At 73.3% G+C, this 14,542-nt stretch carries 20 protein-coding genes; 9 read left to right on the plus strand and 11 right to left on the minus strand.

The features are described 5' to 3' along the window. Positions 1-6 precede the first annotated feature (6 nt). Together KDN32_RS13685 and KDN32_RS13690 are read right to left on the minus strand one after the other, a co-directional pair. Positions 7-1,179 (minus strand): NAD(P)-dependent malic enzyme, encoded by a 1,173-nt coding sequence (locus KDN32_RS13685; protein WP_211732805.1) that lies wholly within the window; start codon positions 1,177-1,179, stop codon positions 7-9. Between the two features lie 20 nt (positions 1,180-1,199). After that, the gene (locus KDN32_RS13690) at positions 1,200-1,508 is read right to left on the minus strand and encodes a S24/S26 family peptidase (RefSeq protein WP_307854083.1); all 309 of its coding nucleotides are present in this window, start codon (positions 1,506-1,508) and stop codon (positions 1,200-1,202) included. Positions 1,509-1,657: 149 nt separating this feature from the next. Between KDN32_RS13690 and sodN the strand changes: the two genes are divergently transcribed. The 4 genes from sodN to KDN32_RS13710 all read left to right on the plus strand — a co-directional run bounded on the left by sodN (position 1,658) and on the right by KDN32_RS13710 (position 4,159). Continuing rightward, positions 1,658-2,059 carry a superoxide dismutase, Ni gene (sodN, locus tag KDN32_RS13695; protein WP_211732806.1) on the plus strand — a complete coding sequence of 134 codons (402 nt, stop codon included), beginning with the start codon at positions 1,658-1,660 and terminating at the stop codon, positions 2,057-2,059. Positions 2,060-2,229: 170 nt separating this feature from the next. Continuing rightward, on the plus strand, positions 2,230-2,862 hold the full coding sequence (locus tag KDN32_RS13700) for a GNAT family N-acetyltransferase (protein ID WP_211732807.1): 633 nt from the start codon (positions 2,230-2,232) through the stop codon (positions 2,860-2,862). Positions 2,863-2,940: 78 nt separating this feature from the next. After that, the gene (locus tag KDN32_RS13705; RefSeq protein WP_211732808.1) at positions 2,941-3,354 is read left to right on the plus strand and encodes an ATP-binding protein; all 414 of its coding nucleotides are present in this window, start codon (positions 2,941-2,943) and stop codon (positions 3,352-3,354) included. A gap of 1 nt (position 3,355) precedes the next feature. Further along, positions 3,356-4,159 carry an RNA polymerase sigma factor SigF gene (locus tag KDN32_RS13710; RefSeq protein WP_211732809.1) on the plus strand — a complete coding sequence of 268 codons (804 nt, stop codon included), beginning with the start codon at positions 3,356-3,358 and terminating at the stop codon, positions 4,157-4,159. On the opposite strand, the gene KDN32_RS13715 is transcribed toward KDN32_RS13710, so the two are convergent. Beyond that, entirely contained in the window at positions 4,156-4,551 is a 396-nt protein-coding gene (locus KDN32_RS13715) for a hypothetical protein (RefSeq protein ID WP_211732810.1), read from the minus strand. The two genes, KDN32_RS13710 and KDN32_RS13715, sit on opposite strands and share 4 nt — an antisense overlap. A 187-nt stretch (positions 4,552-4,738) precedes the next feature. Here KDN32_RS13715 and KDN32_RS13720 point away from each other — a divergent pair, with 187 nt between their 5' ends. Next, the gene (locus tag KDN32_RS13720; RefSeq protein WP_056601527.1) at positions 4,739-4,990 is read left to right on the plus strand and encodes a WhiB family transcriptional regulator; all 252 of its coding nucleotides are present in this window, start codon (positions 4,739-4,741) and stop codon (positions 4,988-4,990) included. 15 nt (positions 4,991-5,005) lie between these two features. Here the strand turns inward: KDN32_RS13720 and KDN32_RS13725 are convergent, their stop codons facing one another. Beyond that, on the minus strand, positions 5,006-6,484 hold the full coding sequence (locus tag KDN32_RS13725; protein ID WP_211732811.1) for a sensor histidine kinase: 1,479 nt from the start codon (positions 6,482-6,484) through the stop codon (positions 5,006-5,008). Between the two features lie 37 nt (positions 6,485-6,521). Between KDN32_RS13725 and KDN32_RS13730 the strand changes: the two genes are divergently transcribed. From KDN32_RS13730 to KDN32_RS13740, 3 genes are read left to right on the plus strand one after another with little or no spacing between them, the layout of a single operon-like run. Continuing rightward, positions 6,522-7,361, plus strand: a complete 840-nt coding sequence (locus KDN32_RS13730) for a DUF2785 domain-containing protein (RefSeq protein ID WP_211732812.1) — start codon at positions 6,522-6,524, stop codon at positions 7,359-7,361. Between the two features lie 25 nt (positions 7,362-7,386). Then, entirely contained in the window at positions 7,387-9,078 is a 1,692-nt protein-coding gene (locus KDN32_RS13735; RefSeq protein ID WP_211732813.1) for an acetolactate synthase, read from the plus strand. Between the two features lie 17 nt (positions 9,079-9,095). Beyond that, the gene (locus KDN32_RS13740; protein ID WP_307854084.1) at positions 9,096-9,575 is read left to right on the plus strand and encodes a GNAT family N-acetyltransferase; all 480 of its coding nucleotides are present in this window, start codon (positions 9,096-9,098) and stop codon (positions 9,573-9,575) included. Here KDN32_RS13740 and KDN32_RS13745 read toward each other — a convergent pair. Both KDN32_RS13745 and KDN32_RS13750 read right to left on the minus strand, forming a co-directional pair. Beyond that, on the minus strand, positions 9,557-10,870 hold the full coding sequence (locus tag KDN32_RS13745; RefSeq protein ID WP_211732815.1) for a hypothetical protein: 1,314 nt from the start codon (positions 10,868-10,870) through the stop codon (positions 9,557-9,559). The genes KDN32_RS13740 and KDN32_RS13745 overlap by 19 nt on opposite strands. After that, a complete protein-coding gene (locus KDN32_RS13750; RefSeq protein WP_249217056.1) occupies positions 10,867-11,403 on the minus strand; it encodes a SigE family RNA polymerase sigma factor in 537 nt (178 codons plus the stop codon). The genes KDN32_RS13745 and KDN32_RS13750 overlap by 4 nt, the downstream gene beginning before the upstream one ends. A gap of 68 nt (positions 11,404-11,471) precedes the next feature. Between KDN32_RS13750 and KDN32_RS13755 the strand changes: the two genes are divergently transcribed. Further along, on the plus strand, positions 11,472-11,846 hold the full coding sequence (locus tag KDN32_RS13755; RefSeq protein WP_211732816.1) for a thioesterase family protein: 375 nt from the start codon (positions 11,472-11,474) through the stop codon (positions 11,844-11,846). 74 nt (positions 11,847-11,920) lie between these two features. Here the strand turns inward: KDN32_RS13755 and KDN32_RS23535 are convergent, their stop codons facing one another. The 5 genes from KDN32_RS23535 to KDN32_RS13775 all read right to left on the minus strand — a co-directional run bounded on the left by KDN32_RS23535 (position 11,921) and on the right by KDN32_RS13775 (position 14,534). Continuing rightward, complete coding sequence (locus KDN32_RS23535) at positions 11,921-11,995, minus strand: 50S ribosomal protein bL37 (protein ID WP_369759046.1); 75 nt, start codon at positions 11,993-11,995, stop codon at positions 11,921-11,923. A gap of 75 nt (positions 11,996-12,070) precedes the next feature. Next, positions 12,071-12,361: a mycothiol system anti-sigma-R factor gene (rsrA, locus tag KDN32_RS13760; RefSeq protein WP_211732817.1), complete on the minus strand. Its 291-nt coding sequence runs from the start codon at positions 12,359-12,361 to the stop codon at positions 12,071-12,073. Further along, the gene (locus KDN32_RS13765) at positions 12,358-13,017 is read right to left on the minus strand and encodes a sigma-70 family RNA polymerase sigma factor (protein WP_211732818.1); all 660 of its coding nucleotides are present in this window, start codon (positions 13,015-13,017) and stop codon (positions 12,358-12,360) included. Before KDN32_RS13765 ends, rsrA begins: the two co-directional genes overlap by 4 nt. 96 nt (positions 13,018-13,113) lie before the next feature. Next, entirely contained in the window at positions 13,114-13,776 is a 663-nt protein-coding gene (locus KDN32_RS13770; protein WP_211732819.1) for an alpha/beta hydrolase family protein, read from the minus strand. Then, the gene (locus KDN32_RS13775; protein ID WP_211732820.1) at positions 13,773-14,534 is read right to left on the minus strand and encodes an SOS response-associated peptidase; all 762 of its coding nucleotides are present in this window, start codon (positions 14,532-14,534) and stop codon (positions 13,773-13,775) included. The genes KDN32_RS13770 and KDN32_RS13775 overlap by 4 nt, the downstream gene beginning before the upstream one ends. Positions 14,535-14,542: the final 8 nt, after the last annotated feature.

Genomic DNA, 14,542 nt, shown 5'->3' on the forward strand with positions numbered 1-14,542 from the left:
GGTGCCTCAGCGCCGGGCGACACCGTCGGCCCGGGCAGCGGCCGCGACCGCCTCGCGCACCGCTCCGGGCACCCGCGGGTCGAACGGCGAGGGGATGACGAGGTCCTCGCGCAGGTCGTCGCCGACGAGCTCGGCGAGCGCCGTGGCGGCGGCGACCTTCATCCCCTCGGTGATCGCCGTGGCGTGCACGTCGAAGGCGCCGCGGAAGATGCCGGGGAAGGCCAGCACGTTGTTGATCTGGTTCGGGAAGTCCGAGCGGCCGGTCGCCACCACGCGGGCGTACTTGTGGGCGAGGTCGGGGTGCACCTCGGGCGTCGGGTTGGCGAGGCCGAAGATGATCGCGTCGGGCGCCATGGAGGCGACGATCTCCTCGGGCACCTGCCCGCCGGAGACGCCGATGTAGACGTCGGCCCCGGCCATCACGTCGGCGAGGCTGCCGCGTCGGCCGTGCCGGTCGGCCGTGTCGCGGGCGAGCGCCGCCTTGACCTCGGTGAGGTCCGCGCGCTCGGAGTTGAGCACGCCCTGCCGGTCGAGCACGGCGATGTCGCGGATGCCGGCCTCGAGGAGGATCCGGGCGACCGCGACGCCCGCGGCGCCCGCGCCCTGCACGACCACGCGCACCGTCGACGGGTCGCGGCCGGTGAGGCGCAGTGCGTTGGTGAGCGCCGCGAGGGCGACGACGGCGGTGCCGTGCTGGTCGTCGTGGAAGACCGGGATGTCGAGGCGCTCCTTGAGCCGGGCCTCGATCTCGAAGCAGCGGGGCGCCGAGATGTCCTCGAGGTTGATCCCGCCGAAGCTCGGCGCCAGCCGGGCGACGGTCTCGATGATCTCCTCGGTGTCCGTGGTGTCGAGGCAGATCGGCACCGCGTCGACGCCGCCGAACTGCTTGAACAGCACCGCCTTGCCCTCCATCACCGGCATCGCGGCGGCGGGGCCGATGTCACCGAGGCCGAGGACGGCGGTGCCGTCGGTGACGACCGCGACCGTGTTGGGCACCCACGTGTAGTGCTGCGTCATCGACGGGTCGGCGGCGATCGCCTCGCACACCCGCGCCACGCCCGGCGTGTAGGCGAGGGAGAGCTCCTCCGGGCCGGCCAGCGCGGCCGTGGAGAGGATCTCCATCTTGCCGCCGAGGTGCAGGTCGAAGACCGGGTCGCCAGCGTGCGGGTGCGTTGCCATGCCGGCGATACTGGCACAGCTCAGGGCCTCCGGAGCCGCCGTCCCACGCGTGGTGAAGGCCACAGCCGCAGGCGTACGACGCCCAGCACGTCGTGGGTCGCGACCGGTCCGCGGTGGCGGGAGTCGACGCCCTCGTCGGGGTTGTCGCTGAGCAGCCACCACCCGGCCGTGCCGTCGCGCAGCGCCCGTGGCTCGACGGCCCGCTTCACCGCCAGGGTGCCGTCGACGAACCGGGCGACGACGAGGTCCCCGGGCCGCACCCGAGCGGCGTAGCGCACGAGCAGCCGGTCGCCCTCGCGCAGCGCGGGGAGCATCGAGCGGCCCCGCACGACCGCGGTCCCGAAGGGCGCGCGCGGACCACCACCCGGGCCATCACCCCGACCTCCACCCTGGCGGGCGAGACCCCGCTGCCGACGCCGCTCCACGCGGAGTAGTGTCGCAGCCAGATGCAGTCCCCTGTCTGACCGAGAGGAACCCGATGCTTCGCCACCTGCTTGCCCCGACCGTCGAGGTCTCCGCCCACTGCGACCTGCCCTGCGGCGTCTACGACCCCGCCCAGGCACGCATCGAGGCCGAGTCCATCAAGGCGATCATCGCCAAGGTCGCCGACAACGACGACCCGGACTTCCGCACCCGCGCGATCGTGATCAAGGAGCAGCGCTCCGAGCTGGTCAAGCACCACCTGTGGGTGCTCTGGACCGACTACTTCAAGCCCCCGCACTTCGAGAAGTACCCGCAGCTGCACACGCTGGTCAACGAGGCCACCAAGCTCGCGGGCGCCTCCGGCACCAAGGGCGAGCTCGACGCGGCCAAGGCCGACGAGCTGCTCGCGAAGATCGACGAGATCGCGGAGATCTTCTGGGAGACGAAGAAGGCCTGAACGGACACCGCGGAGCGGGGGCCGTTCTGGCCTTCTTCCCGCGGCTTGCCGCTCCGGCCTTCTTCTCAGCGGCTTGCCGCTCCGGTCTGAGCTGACCCCGTCTCCGTCACGCTGCCGTTGACGCCCCGGCCCCCGCGGCCGGGGCGTCGTCGTACCCCGAGGAGGACGCCGTGATCGAGGAGGTCGCGCTGCCCGACGGCACCGGGGCCGTCGTCGTGCCCCTCCTCCCCCGCGACCGCGAGCAGCTGAGCGCCGCGTTCGACGAGCTCTCGCCCGAGACGCGGCGCAGCCGGTTCCTCGCACCCGTGCGCCACCTCTCGCCGACCATGCTGGAGCACCTGGTCGACGACGTGGACGGCGTCGACCACGTGGCGCTCGTGCTGTGCGTCGAGACCGCGCCGGACACCTTCGACCCGGTCGCGCTGGCGCGGATCGTGCGCTACGCCGACGTGACCGACGCCGCCGACCTCGCCGTGACGGTGACCGACGCGTGGCAGGGCCGAGGCGTCGCGACCACGCTCCTCGACGTCCTCGTGCGCCACCGCCCGGCCGGGGTGACCCGCATCGAGACCGAGGTGCTCAAGGACAACCCGGCGTCGCTCGCCATGCTCCGCCGGCTCGGCCCGGTGACCCTGCACGACGACGGCGACGGCGCGTACGGCGTGGTGGTCGACCTCGACCCCGACGGCACGCGGCCGCCCGCGCCACCGGCGTCGCCGTCGCGGACCGCCCCGCTGCTGCGAGACCCGCACCACCGGCACGCGCTGCGGGTGCGCGACCAGGTGTGCCCCTGGTTGCGCTGACCCGGAGCCGCAGGACGCGGGCGCCGGTTAGTGTGTGGCAAGCACACGAGCCTTCGGAGGACGGAGACGTTGACGCAGATGGCAGATCACCACGGGGGCCGCGCCGACGTCGAGCTCCGGCTCCCTGCTGAGGGCGCGTACGCCTCGGTCGTGCGCACGACGGCCGCGGGCCTGGCCGCGCGGCTGGACTTCACCATCGACGACATCGAGGACCTGCGGATCGCGATCGGTGAGGCGAGCGCCCTGGTCATCCCCGAGGCCGATCCCGGCACCGACCTGGTGGCGCGGTTCTACTTCGGCGCCGGCTCGCTCACCGTCACCCTCGAGGCCGAGGCGATGGACGACCCCCCGCTCGACACCGAGAGCTTCGCCTGGCAGGTGCTGGACACGATGGCGCAGGACGCTGCGGCCGGGTCCGAGGACGGGCGCTTCCGCGTCCGCTTCACCGTGACGTCGCAGGTCGCTGCGGGAACGACGGGTGCCGAGCTCTGACATGAGCGACGTCACGGGGGACGACACGATGGAGGCACCGAGCGCGCTGGACCACGTCCGCGCGCGCAGCGCCGAGCTGTTCGCGGTCCTGCACGACCCGGGAGCAGGCGCGCCCGACCGCGCGGCCGCGCGCGAGGACCTGGTGCACCTGCACCTCACGCTGGTCGAGCACTGCGCGCGTCGCTTCCGCAACCGCGGTGAGCCGTTCGAGGACCTGGTCCAGGTCGGCACGATCGGCCTGATCAAGGCGGTCGACCGGTTCGAGACCGACCGCGGCGTCGAGTTCTCCACCTACGCCACGCCGACGGTGATCGGCGAGATCAAGCGCCACTTCCGCGACAAGGGGTGGGCGATCCGGGTGCCGCGGCGCCTGCAGGAGCTGCGGATGCAGATCGGCGGCGCCACCGGCGAGCTCACCCAGAAGCTGGGCCGCTCCCCGACGCCGCGCGAGCTCGCCGAGGTCATCGGCTGCAGCGTCGAGGAGGTCATGGAGGGCATCGAGTCCTCGCACGCCTACGCGACGCTGTCGCTCGACGCGTCCGACGACTCCGACGACGGGCCGCCCGCGATGCTCGCCAGCCTCGGGGTCGAGGACGCCAACATCGAGCACGTCGAGATCCGCGAGTCGATCAAGCCGCTCCTCGAGGGCCTCGGCGAGCGGGAGAAGCGGATCCTGCTGCTGCGCTTCTTCAAGAACATGACCCAGTCGCAGATCGCCGAGGAGATCGGCGTCTCGCAGATGCACGTCTCGCGGCTGCTCACCCGCACCCTCACCCAGCTGCGAACCTCGCTCGAGCAGGACTAGAGCACGCGGTCGGGGTCGTCGACCTCGAGCACCTTCGTGCTGGCGGGGTGGACGAGGCCCGCGATGACCACGACGCCGACGACGGCGAGCACCGCCGAGAGCACCCGGGTCGGGTCGGCCCACAGGTTCCAGGCCAGCCCGAGGACGATCAGCTGCGCCATCACGACCGGTCCGCGGGCCCACCGGCGCGCCCGCCACAGGGACCAGGCGCACCACCCGAGCCCCGCGGCCGCGGCCAGGAAGAACGCCGTCGTCGTCACGCCCATGGTGAGCCGGACGGCGCGGAGGTTGGCCAGCTCGAGCAGGCCGAGCCCGGCCATCACCACGGCCTCGACCGCCGTCACCGAGGCGGCGACCACCAGCGGCGGCGGGATGCGGGGCGTCTCGGACACGGCCGCAACCCTAGTCGGGGGCAGGTTGTGACGGACACGACCACCCTCGGGGGTTGTGTGAACGATCAAGTCTTGCCAGTCTGGTCGCTGCGCCACGTGCTCACGCACGCCCCCGTCGGCGCCCGGGCCAGCTGATCGTCCGCAAACAGCACCAGCCTGTGACGTAGAAAGAGGGATCCCCCACCCCATGGATTGGCGCAGCCGCTCTGCATGCCTCGACGAGGACCCTGAGCTGTTCTTCCCGATCGGCAACACCGGTCCCGCGATCCTCCAGATCGAGGAGGCGAAGCAGGTGTGTCGTCGGTGCGAGGTGCGCGAGCAGTGCCTCGCCTGGGCCCTCGAGGCGGGCCAGGACCACGGCGTCTGGGGTGGCCTCAGCGAGGACGAGCGTCGCGCGCTCAAGCGCCGCAACGCCCGCGCCCGCATCCGCACCGCCTGACCACGACCCAGCCGCTCAGTCGAGCGGCAGGTCCGCCTGGACCCGCGTGCCGCGCACGCCCGGCCCGATCTCGAGGACTCCCCCGAGCTCGGACTCCACCAGCGTGCGCACGATCGACAGGCCCAGCTGGGTCGAGGCGTCCACGTCGAACCCCGGCGGGAGGCCCTGGCCGTCGTCCTCGACGACGACGTGCAGCCGGCTGACGATCCGGCGCGCGGTGACCACCACGCGCCCGACCTCGGGGCGTCCCTCCGGGGGCGCCTCAGCGTAGCCGTGCTCCACGGCGTTCTGCAGGACCTCCGTGAGCACCATGGCCAGCGGCGTCGCCGCCTCGGACGGCAGCTTGCCGAAGGACCCCTCGCGGACCACCCGCACCGGCACCTCGACGCCGCTCACGTCGACGACCATCGACCCGAGCCGGTCGGCGATCGCGTCGAAGTCGACGGTCTCCTCGACCGCGTGGCTCAGCGTCTCGTGGACGATCGCGATCGATCCCACCCGGCGCACCGCCTCCTCGAGCGCGGCCTTCGCGTCGTCGGCGGACGTACGTCGTGCCTGCAGGCGCAGCAGCGCCGCCACCGTCTGCAGGTTGTTCTTCACGCGGTGGTGGATCTCGCGGATCGTGACGTCCTTGGTCACCAGCTCGCGGTCGCGTCGGCGCAGCTCGGTCACGTCGCGCACCAGCAGCAGCGCGCCGCTGCGCTCGCCGAGCGGCCGCAGCGGGATGCTGCGGACGATGAGGGTCACCTCGTCGGTGCCGACCTCGGTCTCGCGGCCGTCCCGGCCGCCGAGCACCGCGCTGAGCGTCTCCTCGTCCGGGCGCCGGCGCGGGGGCACCAGGTCGCGGGTGAGGTCGGCGAGCACCAGGCCTGACAGGTCGCCCTGCAGCCCGAGACGGCGGTAGGCCGAGAGGCCGTTGGGGCTGGCGTAGACCACGCGCCCTGCGGCGTCCAGGCGGACGAAGCCGTCCCCGACGCGCGGCGAGTCGGCGTGGTCGCTGCGCTGCCCCGACAGCGGGAAGTGGCCGGCGGCGATCATCTGGGTGAGCTCCGCAGCGGTCTGCAGGTAGCTCAGCTCGAGCCGGCTCGGCGTGCGGACGCCGATCAGGTTGGTGTTGCGCGCCACCAGCGCGATCACCGTTCCGGCGCGCCGCACCGGGATCACCTCGACCCGCACCGGTACGTCGTCGCGCCACTCGGGGTCACCCTCGCGGACCAGGCGCCCCGAGGCGAGGGCCTCGTCGAGCATCCGGCGCCGTCCCGTCGGGATGAAGGTGCCGAGCACGTCGTCCACGAGCGCCGTCGGGCCGGTCGTCGGGCGCATCTGCCCGCCCGCCCAGTAGCCCCGGCCCTCCCGGTCGGGGAGCCACAGCACCAGGTCGGCGAAGGACAGGTCGGCGAGGATCTGCCAGTCCGCCATGAGCAGCTGCAGCCAGGCCATGTCGTCCTCGACCAGGTCGGTGTGGGCTCGCACGAGCTCGTGGAGTGAGGGCACGCAGGCAGCCTAGGGGGCTGGCTGGCAGGATGGGTCCATGGCGATCGGGTACTGGAACCAGGTGCAGGCGGCCGGGTTCGAGGTCCCGTCGGACCGGCCGCTCGACGACCTGACCGCCGAGCTGACGACGATGCTCGGCTCCACCGACCCGGAGGTCCGCGACGGCACCGCCTACCCCGCGCTCGCCACCTGGATCGAGCGCGGCGTCTACGACGACCTGCTGATCGGGCTCGGCGACGGCATGGTGGCGGGGCTGGGCGTCGGGCTCGGCGAGCGCGGCACCGACACGGTCTTCCGCCGCAGCTTCAGTGCGCTGGTGCTCGCCGAGTGCCTGAGCCGTGACAACGAGCAGCACCTCCTCCCGGGCGCCAAGGTGATGGAGTGGGGCGACCGGATCGCGGTCTGGTTCCTCGACGAGCAGGACGCCCGCGGCTTCGTCCCCGGCAAGGGCTGGGCGCACGCCGTCGCCCACGGCGCCGACACCATCGGTGCGCTCGCCGGGTCGCCCCACCTGGCCGGCCCCGAGCACGCGGTCCTGCTCGACGTCCTCGCCGAGCGGCTGCTCCAGCAGCCCGCCGACGAGCCGCTCGCGTCCGGCGAGCCCGACCGGGTCGCGTCGGCGACGATGAAGGTGCTGCGCCGCAACACCCTCGGCACCGACGTGCTCGAGCCGTGGATCCACCGCGTCGCCGCCGCCGGCAACCCCTTCCGCGGGCCGGTCGACGACGACCCGTTCGCCCCGACCGCCACCGCCCAGGCCTTCCTGCGGGCGCTGTTCGTGCACCTGTCGCTGGCGCCCGACCCCCCGCTCGTGCGCCCCGACCTGCTCCTCGTCCTCATCGACGCGCTCCGGATGTCGAACGCCCCCTACCTCTGAGGGCCGAGCCGTTAGCCTGCGTGGCATGACGGACACCACGGGGCAGACCGGCCAGACCACGGGGCACAGCGGCGAGCTCGCCGTGCACGTCGCCCGCGCGCACGGCGTGGAGACGATGTTCACCCTCTCGGGCGCCCACGTCTTCCCGATGTACGACGGCGCGGTGAAGGCCAACCAGGCCGGTGCGCAGCCCCCGATGCGGCTGCTCGACGTACGCCACGAGCAGACCGCCGCCTTCGCCGCCGAGGCGACCGGGAAGCTGACCCGCGTCCCGGGGCTGGCCGTGCTGACCGCCGGGCCGGGCGTCACCAACGGCATCAGCGCGATCGCGCAGGCCCAGTTCGCCGGCTCGCCGATGGTCGTCGTGGGCGGGCGCGCCCCCCAGAACCGCTGGGGCACCGGGTCGCTCCAGGAGCTCGACCAGCCGCCGATCATCGCGCCGGTCGCGAAGTCGGCGAGGACGCTGATGACGGCCGCGGACGTCGCACCCGGGATGGACGAGGCGTTCACGCTCGCCCGCTCCAGCCACCGCGGCCCGGTCTTCGTCGACGTGCCGATGGACGAGTTCTTCGCCCCCGCCTCGGGCGAGGTGCGCGAGGGGCGCGGCGAGCGCATCGAGCCCGACCCCGACGCGATCGCTGCCGTGTCCCGCCTCCTCGCCGCCGCCCGCCGCCCCGTCCTCGTCCTCGGCACCGACGTGTGGGCCGACCACGCCGAGGAGGCCGCTCTCCGCCTCGTCGACGACCTCGGCATCCCGACCCTGACCAACGGCATGGGTCGCGGCGTGATCCCCGGCGGGCACCGCTCTCTGGTCACCAAGGCGCGCGGCGCCGCGCTGGCCGGCGCCGACCTGGTGGTCGTCGTCGGCACGCCGCTCGACTTCCGGCTGGGCTACGGCGTCTTCGGAGGGCCGGAGAAGAACCCCGACGGCGCGTTCGCCCGCGTGGTGCACATCGCCGACTCCCCCGCCCAGGTCTCCGGCCACGCCGACCTCGCCGGCTCGGTGGCGGGTGACCTGACCACCGTCCTCGAGGGCCTCCAGGCGGCGGTCGAGCGCGGAGACCGCCCCGACTGGTCCGACTGGGCGACGTCGCTCGCCGACCAGGTGCGCGCCGCCACCGAGCGTGACGCCGCGCTGCTGACCGCGGAGGCCGACCCGATCCACCCGGCCCGCATCTACGGCGAGCTGGTCCCCCGGCTCGCCGACGACTCGGTGGTGATCGGCGACGGCGGCGACTTCGTGTCCTTCGCCGGCAAGTACGTCGAGCCGCAGCGCCCCGGCGGCTGGCTCGACCCGGGCCCGTACGGATGCCTCGGCGCCGGGCTCGGCGCGGCGATCGCCGCGCGGGTCGCCCGCCCGAGCGCCCAGGTGACGCTGCTCCTCGGCGACGGCGCGGCCGGCTTCTCGCTGATGGACGTCGACACGCTCGTGCGCCACGACCTGCCGGTCGTGATGGTGATGGGCAACAACTCCGCGTGGGGCCTGGAGAAGGGCCCCATGCAGATGCTCTACGGCTACGACGTGGTGGCAGACCTGGCGCAGCGCACGCCCTACGACGAGGTGGTGCGGGCACTTGGCGGCGCCGGCGAGACGGTCACCGACCCGAAGCAGATCGGGCCCGCGCTCGACCGTGCGTACGCCGCGGGCGTGCCGTACCTCGTCAACGTGATCACCGACGTCGAGGCGGCCTACCCCCGCAACACGTTCGGGATCTGACGCGGGACCGGGTGCACGTGGACATCAGGCTCGCCCGCCCGGAGGAGCACGCGCAGGTCGGCGAGCTGACCGTGCGCGCCTACGCCGCCTTCACCCTCGGTCCGGCCGACCCCTACGTGGCGGTCCTGCGCGACGCGGCCGCCCGTGCGGCGGGAGGCGAGCTGTGGGTCGCGGTCGACGGCGAGCGGCTGCTCGGCAACGTCACCTACTGCCCGCCGGGGTCGGCGTTCCGCGAGGTCAGCCGCGCCGACGAGGGCGAGTTCCGGATGCTGGCGGTCGACCCGGCCGCACGCGGCGCGGGCGCCGGCACCGCGCTCGCCCGGCTCTGCGAGGACCGGGCCCGCGCCCACGGCGCGGTGGGCATGGCCCTCTCCACGCTGGCCGAGATGACCGACGCGCACCGGATCTACCGCCGCCTCGGCTACGACCGCGACCCGTCGCGCGACTGGTCGCCGCTGCCGGGCGTCGAGCTGATCGCCTACGGCAAGCGGTTCTGACCCACGGTGACGGCGGGGAGTGCGACCACCCGGTCGCCACGGACCGCGTGCCAGTACCAGAGCTGCCAGGTGCCGTCCTCGACCGGCGTGGCCGTCACGACCTGGCCGGCCGCGGTCAGCCAGGTGCGGTTGTCGTCGGTGTCCCCCAGCGGCACCTCGCCGACCGGGTCCAGCGCGACGATGCCGTCCTCGCGCTGGACCAGCAGCTGGACCCGGGTGGGGTCGGTCGCGGACGTGACCACGAGGGCCTCGCCGTCGAGGAACATGCTCTCCGGCTGCACGACCGCGACCCGCGGGTCCGGGACGTCGGTCGCGGCCCGCAGCGCGTCGCCGTCGACCCCGTCCACCTCGTCGGCCCCGACCGCGTCGGTCGCCGGGGTCAGGTCGGGGACCTGGTCCCCCGAGCCCGGGCCACAGTCCTGGACGTCGAAGACCTGCTCCTTGCAGCCGGCCGGCTCGGGGTGCAGCACGCCGTCCTCGTCGAGGCGCCACGCCCAGGTGTCGAGGAGGGTCCCGGGGAGCTGCGTCGAGTAGTCCCCGGCGCGGGCGAAGGAGTCCCGCGACTGTCCCGAGTAGAGCGTGCCGCCGTCGATCCAGTACTGGTAGGTGCGGTAGCGGTCGTAGAACGCGGTCTCGCTGCCCGGCACCTGCACGTCGCCGCGGCGCAGCAGGTCGGGCTCGTCGGCGACCGCCTGCACCAGCAGCCCGTCGCGGTGGTCGAAGACGAGTGGCGCCCCGGCCAGCCCGTCCTCCAGGGACGGGTCGTAGACGACCAGCTCCTGGTCGCCGTCGCCGTCGGCATCGATGACGCCCTCGCCGACGAGGCCGATGGTCGACGCCACGTCCGCCACACCGTAGGCCTCGTCGCCGGTGCTGCTGAGTGTGGTCTGCAGGCGGACCCGGCCGTCGAAGGTGCCGTTGTCCTCGGCGAGGAACCGCACCCTCTCCTTCGTGCCGTCGCCGTCGAGGTCCACGCGGGCCGGGGTGGACTCGAGGCCCGTCGCCCAGTCCCGACCCACGTCGGCCGGCAGCGTGACCCGTGGGGCGTCGGGCTGCGGAGCGAGGTCGTCGTCGGAACGCGGTCGACCGCCGATGCCCTGGGCGACCACACCCAGCACGAGCAGCAGGACTGCCGCGGTGGCGAGCAGGACCCAGGGCGAGCGCCAGGCGGGCCGCAGCTCCACCACGGGCGCGGCGAGCGGCTCGAGGTCCTCGGGCTGCACCAGCTCCGCGCGGGCGGAGAGGGCTGCGCGCAGGCGCTCCTCGAGGTCAGGGATCGTGTCGTGGGTGCTCATCGCTCCTCCTTCCCCGAGGTCGCGGCGGTCTGGGTCATGGCCTTCTCCAGCGCCACCAGCGCGCGGCTGGCGGTCGACTTGACGGTGCCCTGGCTGATGTCGAGCGTCCGGGCGATCTCCGCCTCGGAGAGGTTCGACCAGTAGCGCAGCACCAGCACCTCGCGCTGGCGCGGCGCCAGGGTCTGCAACGCGTCGATGACCTCCCGGTGCTCCTCGGCCAGCACGGCGCTGTCCTCGGGCGTCGGTGGTGGGAGCTCGTGGGGTGGTGAGTACGCCCGGGCCGTACGGCGGCGGCGCAGCGCCGACCGGGCGGTGTTGACCACCGACGTGCGCAGGTAGGCGAGCGCCTTCGACGGGTCGCGCACGGCATCGGGGCGGCGGGCGAGCGCGGCGAACGCGTCCTGGACCACGTCCTCGGCGGAGGCGAAGTCGTCGACCAGCAGCACCGCGAGCCGGACGAGGGACAGCCGGTGGGCAGCGTAGAGCTCGGTGATCTCCACCGTGGGCACCATCTGGAGGGTCCTCGCGCTCATGTCTGGTAGACGTGTCTGCGACCCTCAGGTTGCCCCACCACCACGCTTTTGTTGAGGAAGGCCCCGCCATGTCGCAGCTCGAGCCCGCCACGCTGACCTTCACCGTCGGCGACGACGACACCGCCCAGGCGGTGGGATCGGGCTCCCTGCCGGTGCTCGGCACGCCGCGGCTGCTCGCCTGGCTCGAGGCGGCGACCTGCGCGTGCGTGGCCCCCGTGCTGCCGGACGGCTCGACCAGCGTCGGCACCCGCGTCCAGGTCGAGCACCTCGCCGCCAGCCCGGTCGGCGCCGAGGTCGAGGTCAGCGCCTCCAGCGCCTACGTCGACGGTCGGCTGCACCGCTTCACCGTCTCCGCGCGCGACGCCCGCTCCGGCAAGGTCCTCGCCGCCGGCGAGATCACGCGCGTCGTCGTCGACGCGGAGCGCTTCTTGTCCCGCCTCTGACCACGTCGACGGGTCCGGACATGCAAAAGTCCCCGCCACTGGCGGGGACTTCGGCGATTGACGTGCTGAGCGCGTCAGGCGTTGGGGCGCTTGCCGTGGTTCGCGCCCTTCTTCTTGCGAGCGCGGCGCTTGCGTCCGGTCTTGCCCATGTCGTCCTCCTGGAATCGGTGCTCGGGGCAGTGTCTCAAAACCACCCCGTGGGGGGCGAATCGGGTGTGGGTCGGTCAGTCGACCCGGCGCTCGGTGATCTGCACGCTGACCTCGCGCAGCTGCAGCCGCACACGGTCGCGCAGCGACTCCGGGGCGGCCTCCGAGCAGGACCGCTGGACCAGCTGCTTCACCGCGCGCTGCAGGTCGTAGCGCTCGAGGCAGGGGCCGCACTCGCGCAGGTGCATCTCGACGACGGCGCAGTCGGCCTGGTCGAGCTCGTTGTCGAGGAGGTAGACGATGCGCTCGATGTAGTCGACGCAGTCGTCGCGTCCGTGCTCGTGCGAGCCGTGCTCGTGCGGGCTCATGCCTTCTTCCCCCCCTCGGTGGCCGCGTCGACCGCCGCCGCCGGCAGCAGGTCGTTGGCGCGGACGTAGTCGGCGAGCATGTCGCGCAGCTGGCGACGTCCCCGGTGCAGCCGCGACATCACGGTGCCGATCGGGGTGTCCATGATCTCCGCGATCTCCTTGTAGGGGAAGCCCTCGACGTCGGCGAGGTAGACCGCGAGGCGGAACTCCTCGGGCAGCCGCTGGAGCGCGTCCTTGACCTCGGAGTCGGGCAGGTGCTCCAGCGCCTCCATCTCCGCCGAGCGCAGGCCGGTCGAGGAGTGCGACTCGGCGCGGGCGAGCTGCCAGTCCTCGACGTCCTCGGACATCGACTGCTGCGGCTGGCGCTGCTTCTTGCGGTAGGAGTTGATGTAGGTGTTGGTGAGGATCCGGTAGAGCCAGGCCTTGAGGTTGGTGCCGGGCTTGAACTGGTGGAAGGCGCTGTAGGCCTTCGCGAAGGTCTCCTGCACCAGGTCCTCGGCGTCGGCGGGGTTGCGGGTCATCCGCATCGCCGCGCCGTAGAGCTGGTCGAGGAACGGGAGCGCGTCGCGCTCGAAGCGCGCCGAGCGCTCCTCGGTGGACTCCTCCTCGAGGGGCTTCTCGGTGGCGGACGAGTCGTCCGTGAGCGATTCAGTCATCGCGTCCCACAGTAGCGCTGTGGACGCAGCGTCGATGCCGCGCTCTCGGCCTACGGGTCGTTCGAGGGTCAGTGACTGCACACAGGCCCCAACACGTCACCTCGCTGAAGGATTCCCGGCCACCTCGCGCACCACCCACTCCAGCGTCGACTCGACCACGATGCCCATCGCCTCGTCCTGGCTGACCTCACCGCGCGCCGGCACCTTGAGGCCGTGGTCCCCGCCCGGCACCACCACCAGGTCGAGGTGCCTGGCGTCACCGGGGAACTCCTCCGGGCGGCCCATCGGGTCGCGCTCGCCCTGCACGACCAGCGTCGGCAGGCCCACGCCGAGCAGCTCCGGCAGCCGGGTCGCCTCCGTCCGCCCGGGCGGGTGCAGCGGGAAGGACAGCGCGAGGCACCCGCTCGCGCCGAGCGACCTCGCGGTCCGGGCGGCCGACCGCGCTCCCGCGGACCGCCCGCCCACGACGAGGGGCGTACGCACGCGCATCACGTCGGCGGCGCAGCGCAGCGCGGCGTCGAGGGTCGGCGGCGCGGTGGCGACCTTGCGCCCGGCCACCCGCCAGGGCTGCTCGAACAGCACCACGCTCACGCCCTGCGCGGGCAGGGCGTCGGCGAGCGCCCAGAGGTCGCGCGACTCGATGCCGCCACCGGCGCCGTGGCTCAGCAGCAGCGTCGCGATCGGGCGCGGGGCCCGGCGCGTGTGCAGCCGACCCTCGCCGTGCGGGGTGTCGACGCTGCGGACCGTCGCCTTCCTCACCGGGCCTCCTCCTCGGGCTGGTCTGGCTCGACGGGGAGCGGCTCGACGAGCTCGGGCCCGTTGTTGCGGACGTTGCTGACCAGGCGCGGCACGGCGTACGCCTCGAGCCGGCCGGGTGCGGCCGGCACCAGCAGGGACGTGTCCCCGGGGACCGTCGGGTCCAGCCACGCCGCCCAGCGCTCGCGCTCGACCATCAGCGGCATCCGGTCGTGGATGTGGCCGAGCGAGTCCTCGGCCTCCGTCGTGAGGACCGTGCACGTCCACCGGAACCGGTCGGGGTCGTCGTCGCCCTTCGACGGGTCGCGCCAGATCTCGTAGAGGCCCGCTATCGCCAGCACGCCGCCGTCACGGGGACGGATGAAGAAGGGCTGCTTGACGGGCTTGCCCTTTGCGTCCTTCTGCTCGGTCGGGTACCACTCGAAGTAGCCGTCGGCCGGCAGCAGCGCACGTCGCGTGGCGAACGCCTTGCGGTAGGCGGGCTTCTCCGCGACCGTCTCCATCCGGGCGTTGATCATCCGGTTGCCGATCGAGGGGTCCTTGGCCCACGACGGCACCAGGCCCCACGTCAGGACCCGCAGCTGGCGCTGCGGCGGCTCCCCGGACTCGCGCGAGGGCGGCCGCTCGACGACCGCGTAGACCTCCTTGGTCGGCGCGACGTTGTAGTCCGCGGCCAGCGGGGCCGCGACCCTGCTCTCGACGACCTCGAACTCGTCGACCAGGTCGTCGGCCTCCCGCGAGGATGCGTAGCGTCCGCACATGCTCCGAC

It is taken from the genome of Nocardioides palaemonis, assembly GCF_018275325.1.
Taxonomy (GTDB): Bacteria; Actinomycetota; Actinomycetes; order Propionibacteriales; family Nocardioidaceae; genus Nocardioides; species Nocardioides palaemonis.

What these genes read in the sequence shown, in the direction of transcription:
- KDN32_RS13685 (WP_211732805.1), bottom strand. Translation starts at nt 1,179, where the DNA reads ATGGCAACGCACCCGCACGCTGGCGACCCGGTCTTCGACCTGCACCTC.
- sodN (WP_211732806.1), top strand. Translation starts at nt 1,658, where the DNA reads ATGCTTCGCCACCTGCTTGCCCCGACCGTCGAGGTCTCCGCCCACTGC.
- KDN32_RS13705 (WP_211732808.1), top strand. Translation starts at nt 2,941, where the DNA reads ATGGCAGATCACCACGGGGGCCGCGCCGACGTCGAGCTCCGGCTCCCT.
- KDN32_RS13710 (WP_211732809.1), top strand. Translation starts at nt 3,356, where the DNA reads ATGAGCGACGTCACGGGGGACGACACGATGGAGGCACCGAGCGCGCTG.
- KDN32_RS13720 (WP_056601527.1), top strand. Translation starts at nt 4,739, where the DNA reads ATGGATTGGCGCAGCCGCTCTGCATGCCTCGACGAGGACCCTGAGCTG.
- KDN32_RS13730 (WP_211732812.1), top strand. Translation starts at nt 6,522, where the DNA reads ATGGCGATCGGGTACTGGAACCAGGTGCAGGCGGCCGGGTTCGAGGTC.
- KDN32_RS13735 (WP_211732813.1), top strand. Translation starts at nt 7,387, where the DNA reads ATGACGGACACCACGGGGCAGACCGGCCAGACCACGGGGCACAGCGGC.
- KDN32_RS13745 (WP_211732815.1), bottom strand. Translation starts at nt 10,870, where the DNA reads ATGAGCACCCACGACACGATCCCTGACCTCGAGGAGCGCCTGCGCGCA.
- KDN32_RS13750 (WP_249217056.1), bottom strand. Translation starts at nt 11,403, where the DNA reads ATGAGCGCGAGGACCCTCCAGATGGTGCCCACGGTGGAGATCACCGAG.
- KDN32_RS13755 (WP_211732816.1), top strand. Translation starts at nt 11,472, where the DNA reads ATGTCGCAGCTCGAGCCCGCCACGCTGACCTTCACCGTCGGCGACGAC.
- rsrA (WP_211732817.1), bottom strand. Translation starts at nt 12,361, where the DNA reads ATGAGCCCGCACGAGCACGGCTCGCACGAGCACGGACGCGACGACTGC.
- KDN32_RS13765 (WP_211732818.1), bottom strand. Translation starts at nt 13,017, where the DNA reads ATGACTGAATCGCTCACGGACGACTCGTCCGCCACCGAGAAGCCCCTC.
- KDN32_RS13775 (WP_211732820.1), bottom strand. Translation starts at nt 14,534, where the DNA reads ATGTGCGGACGCTACGCATCCTCGCGGGAGGCCGACGACCTGGTCGAC.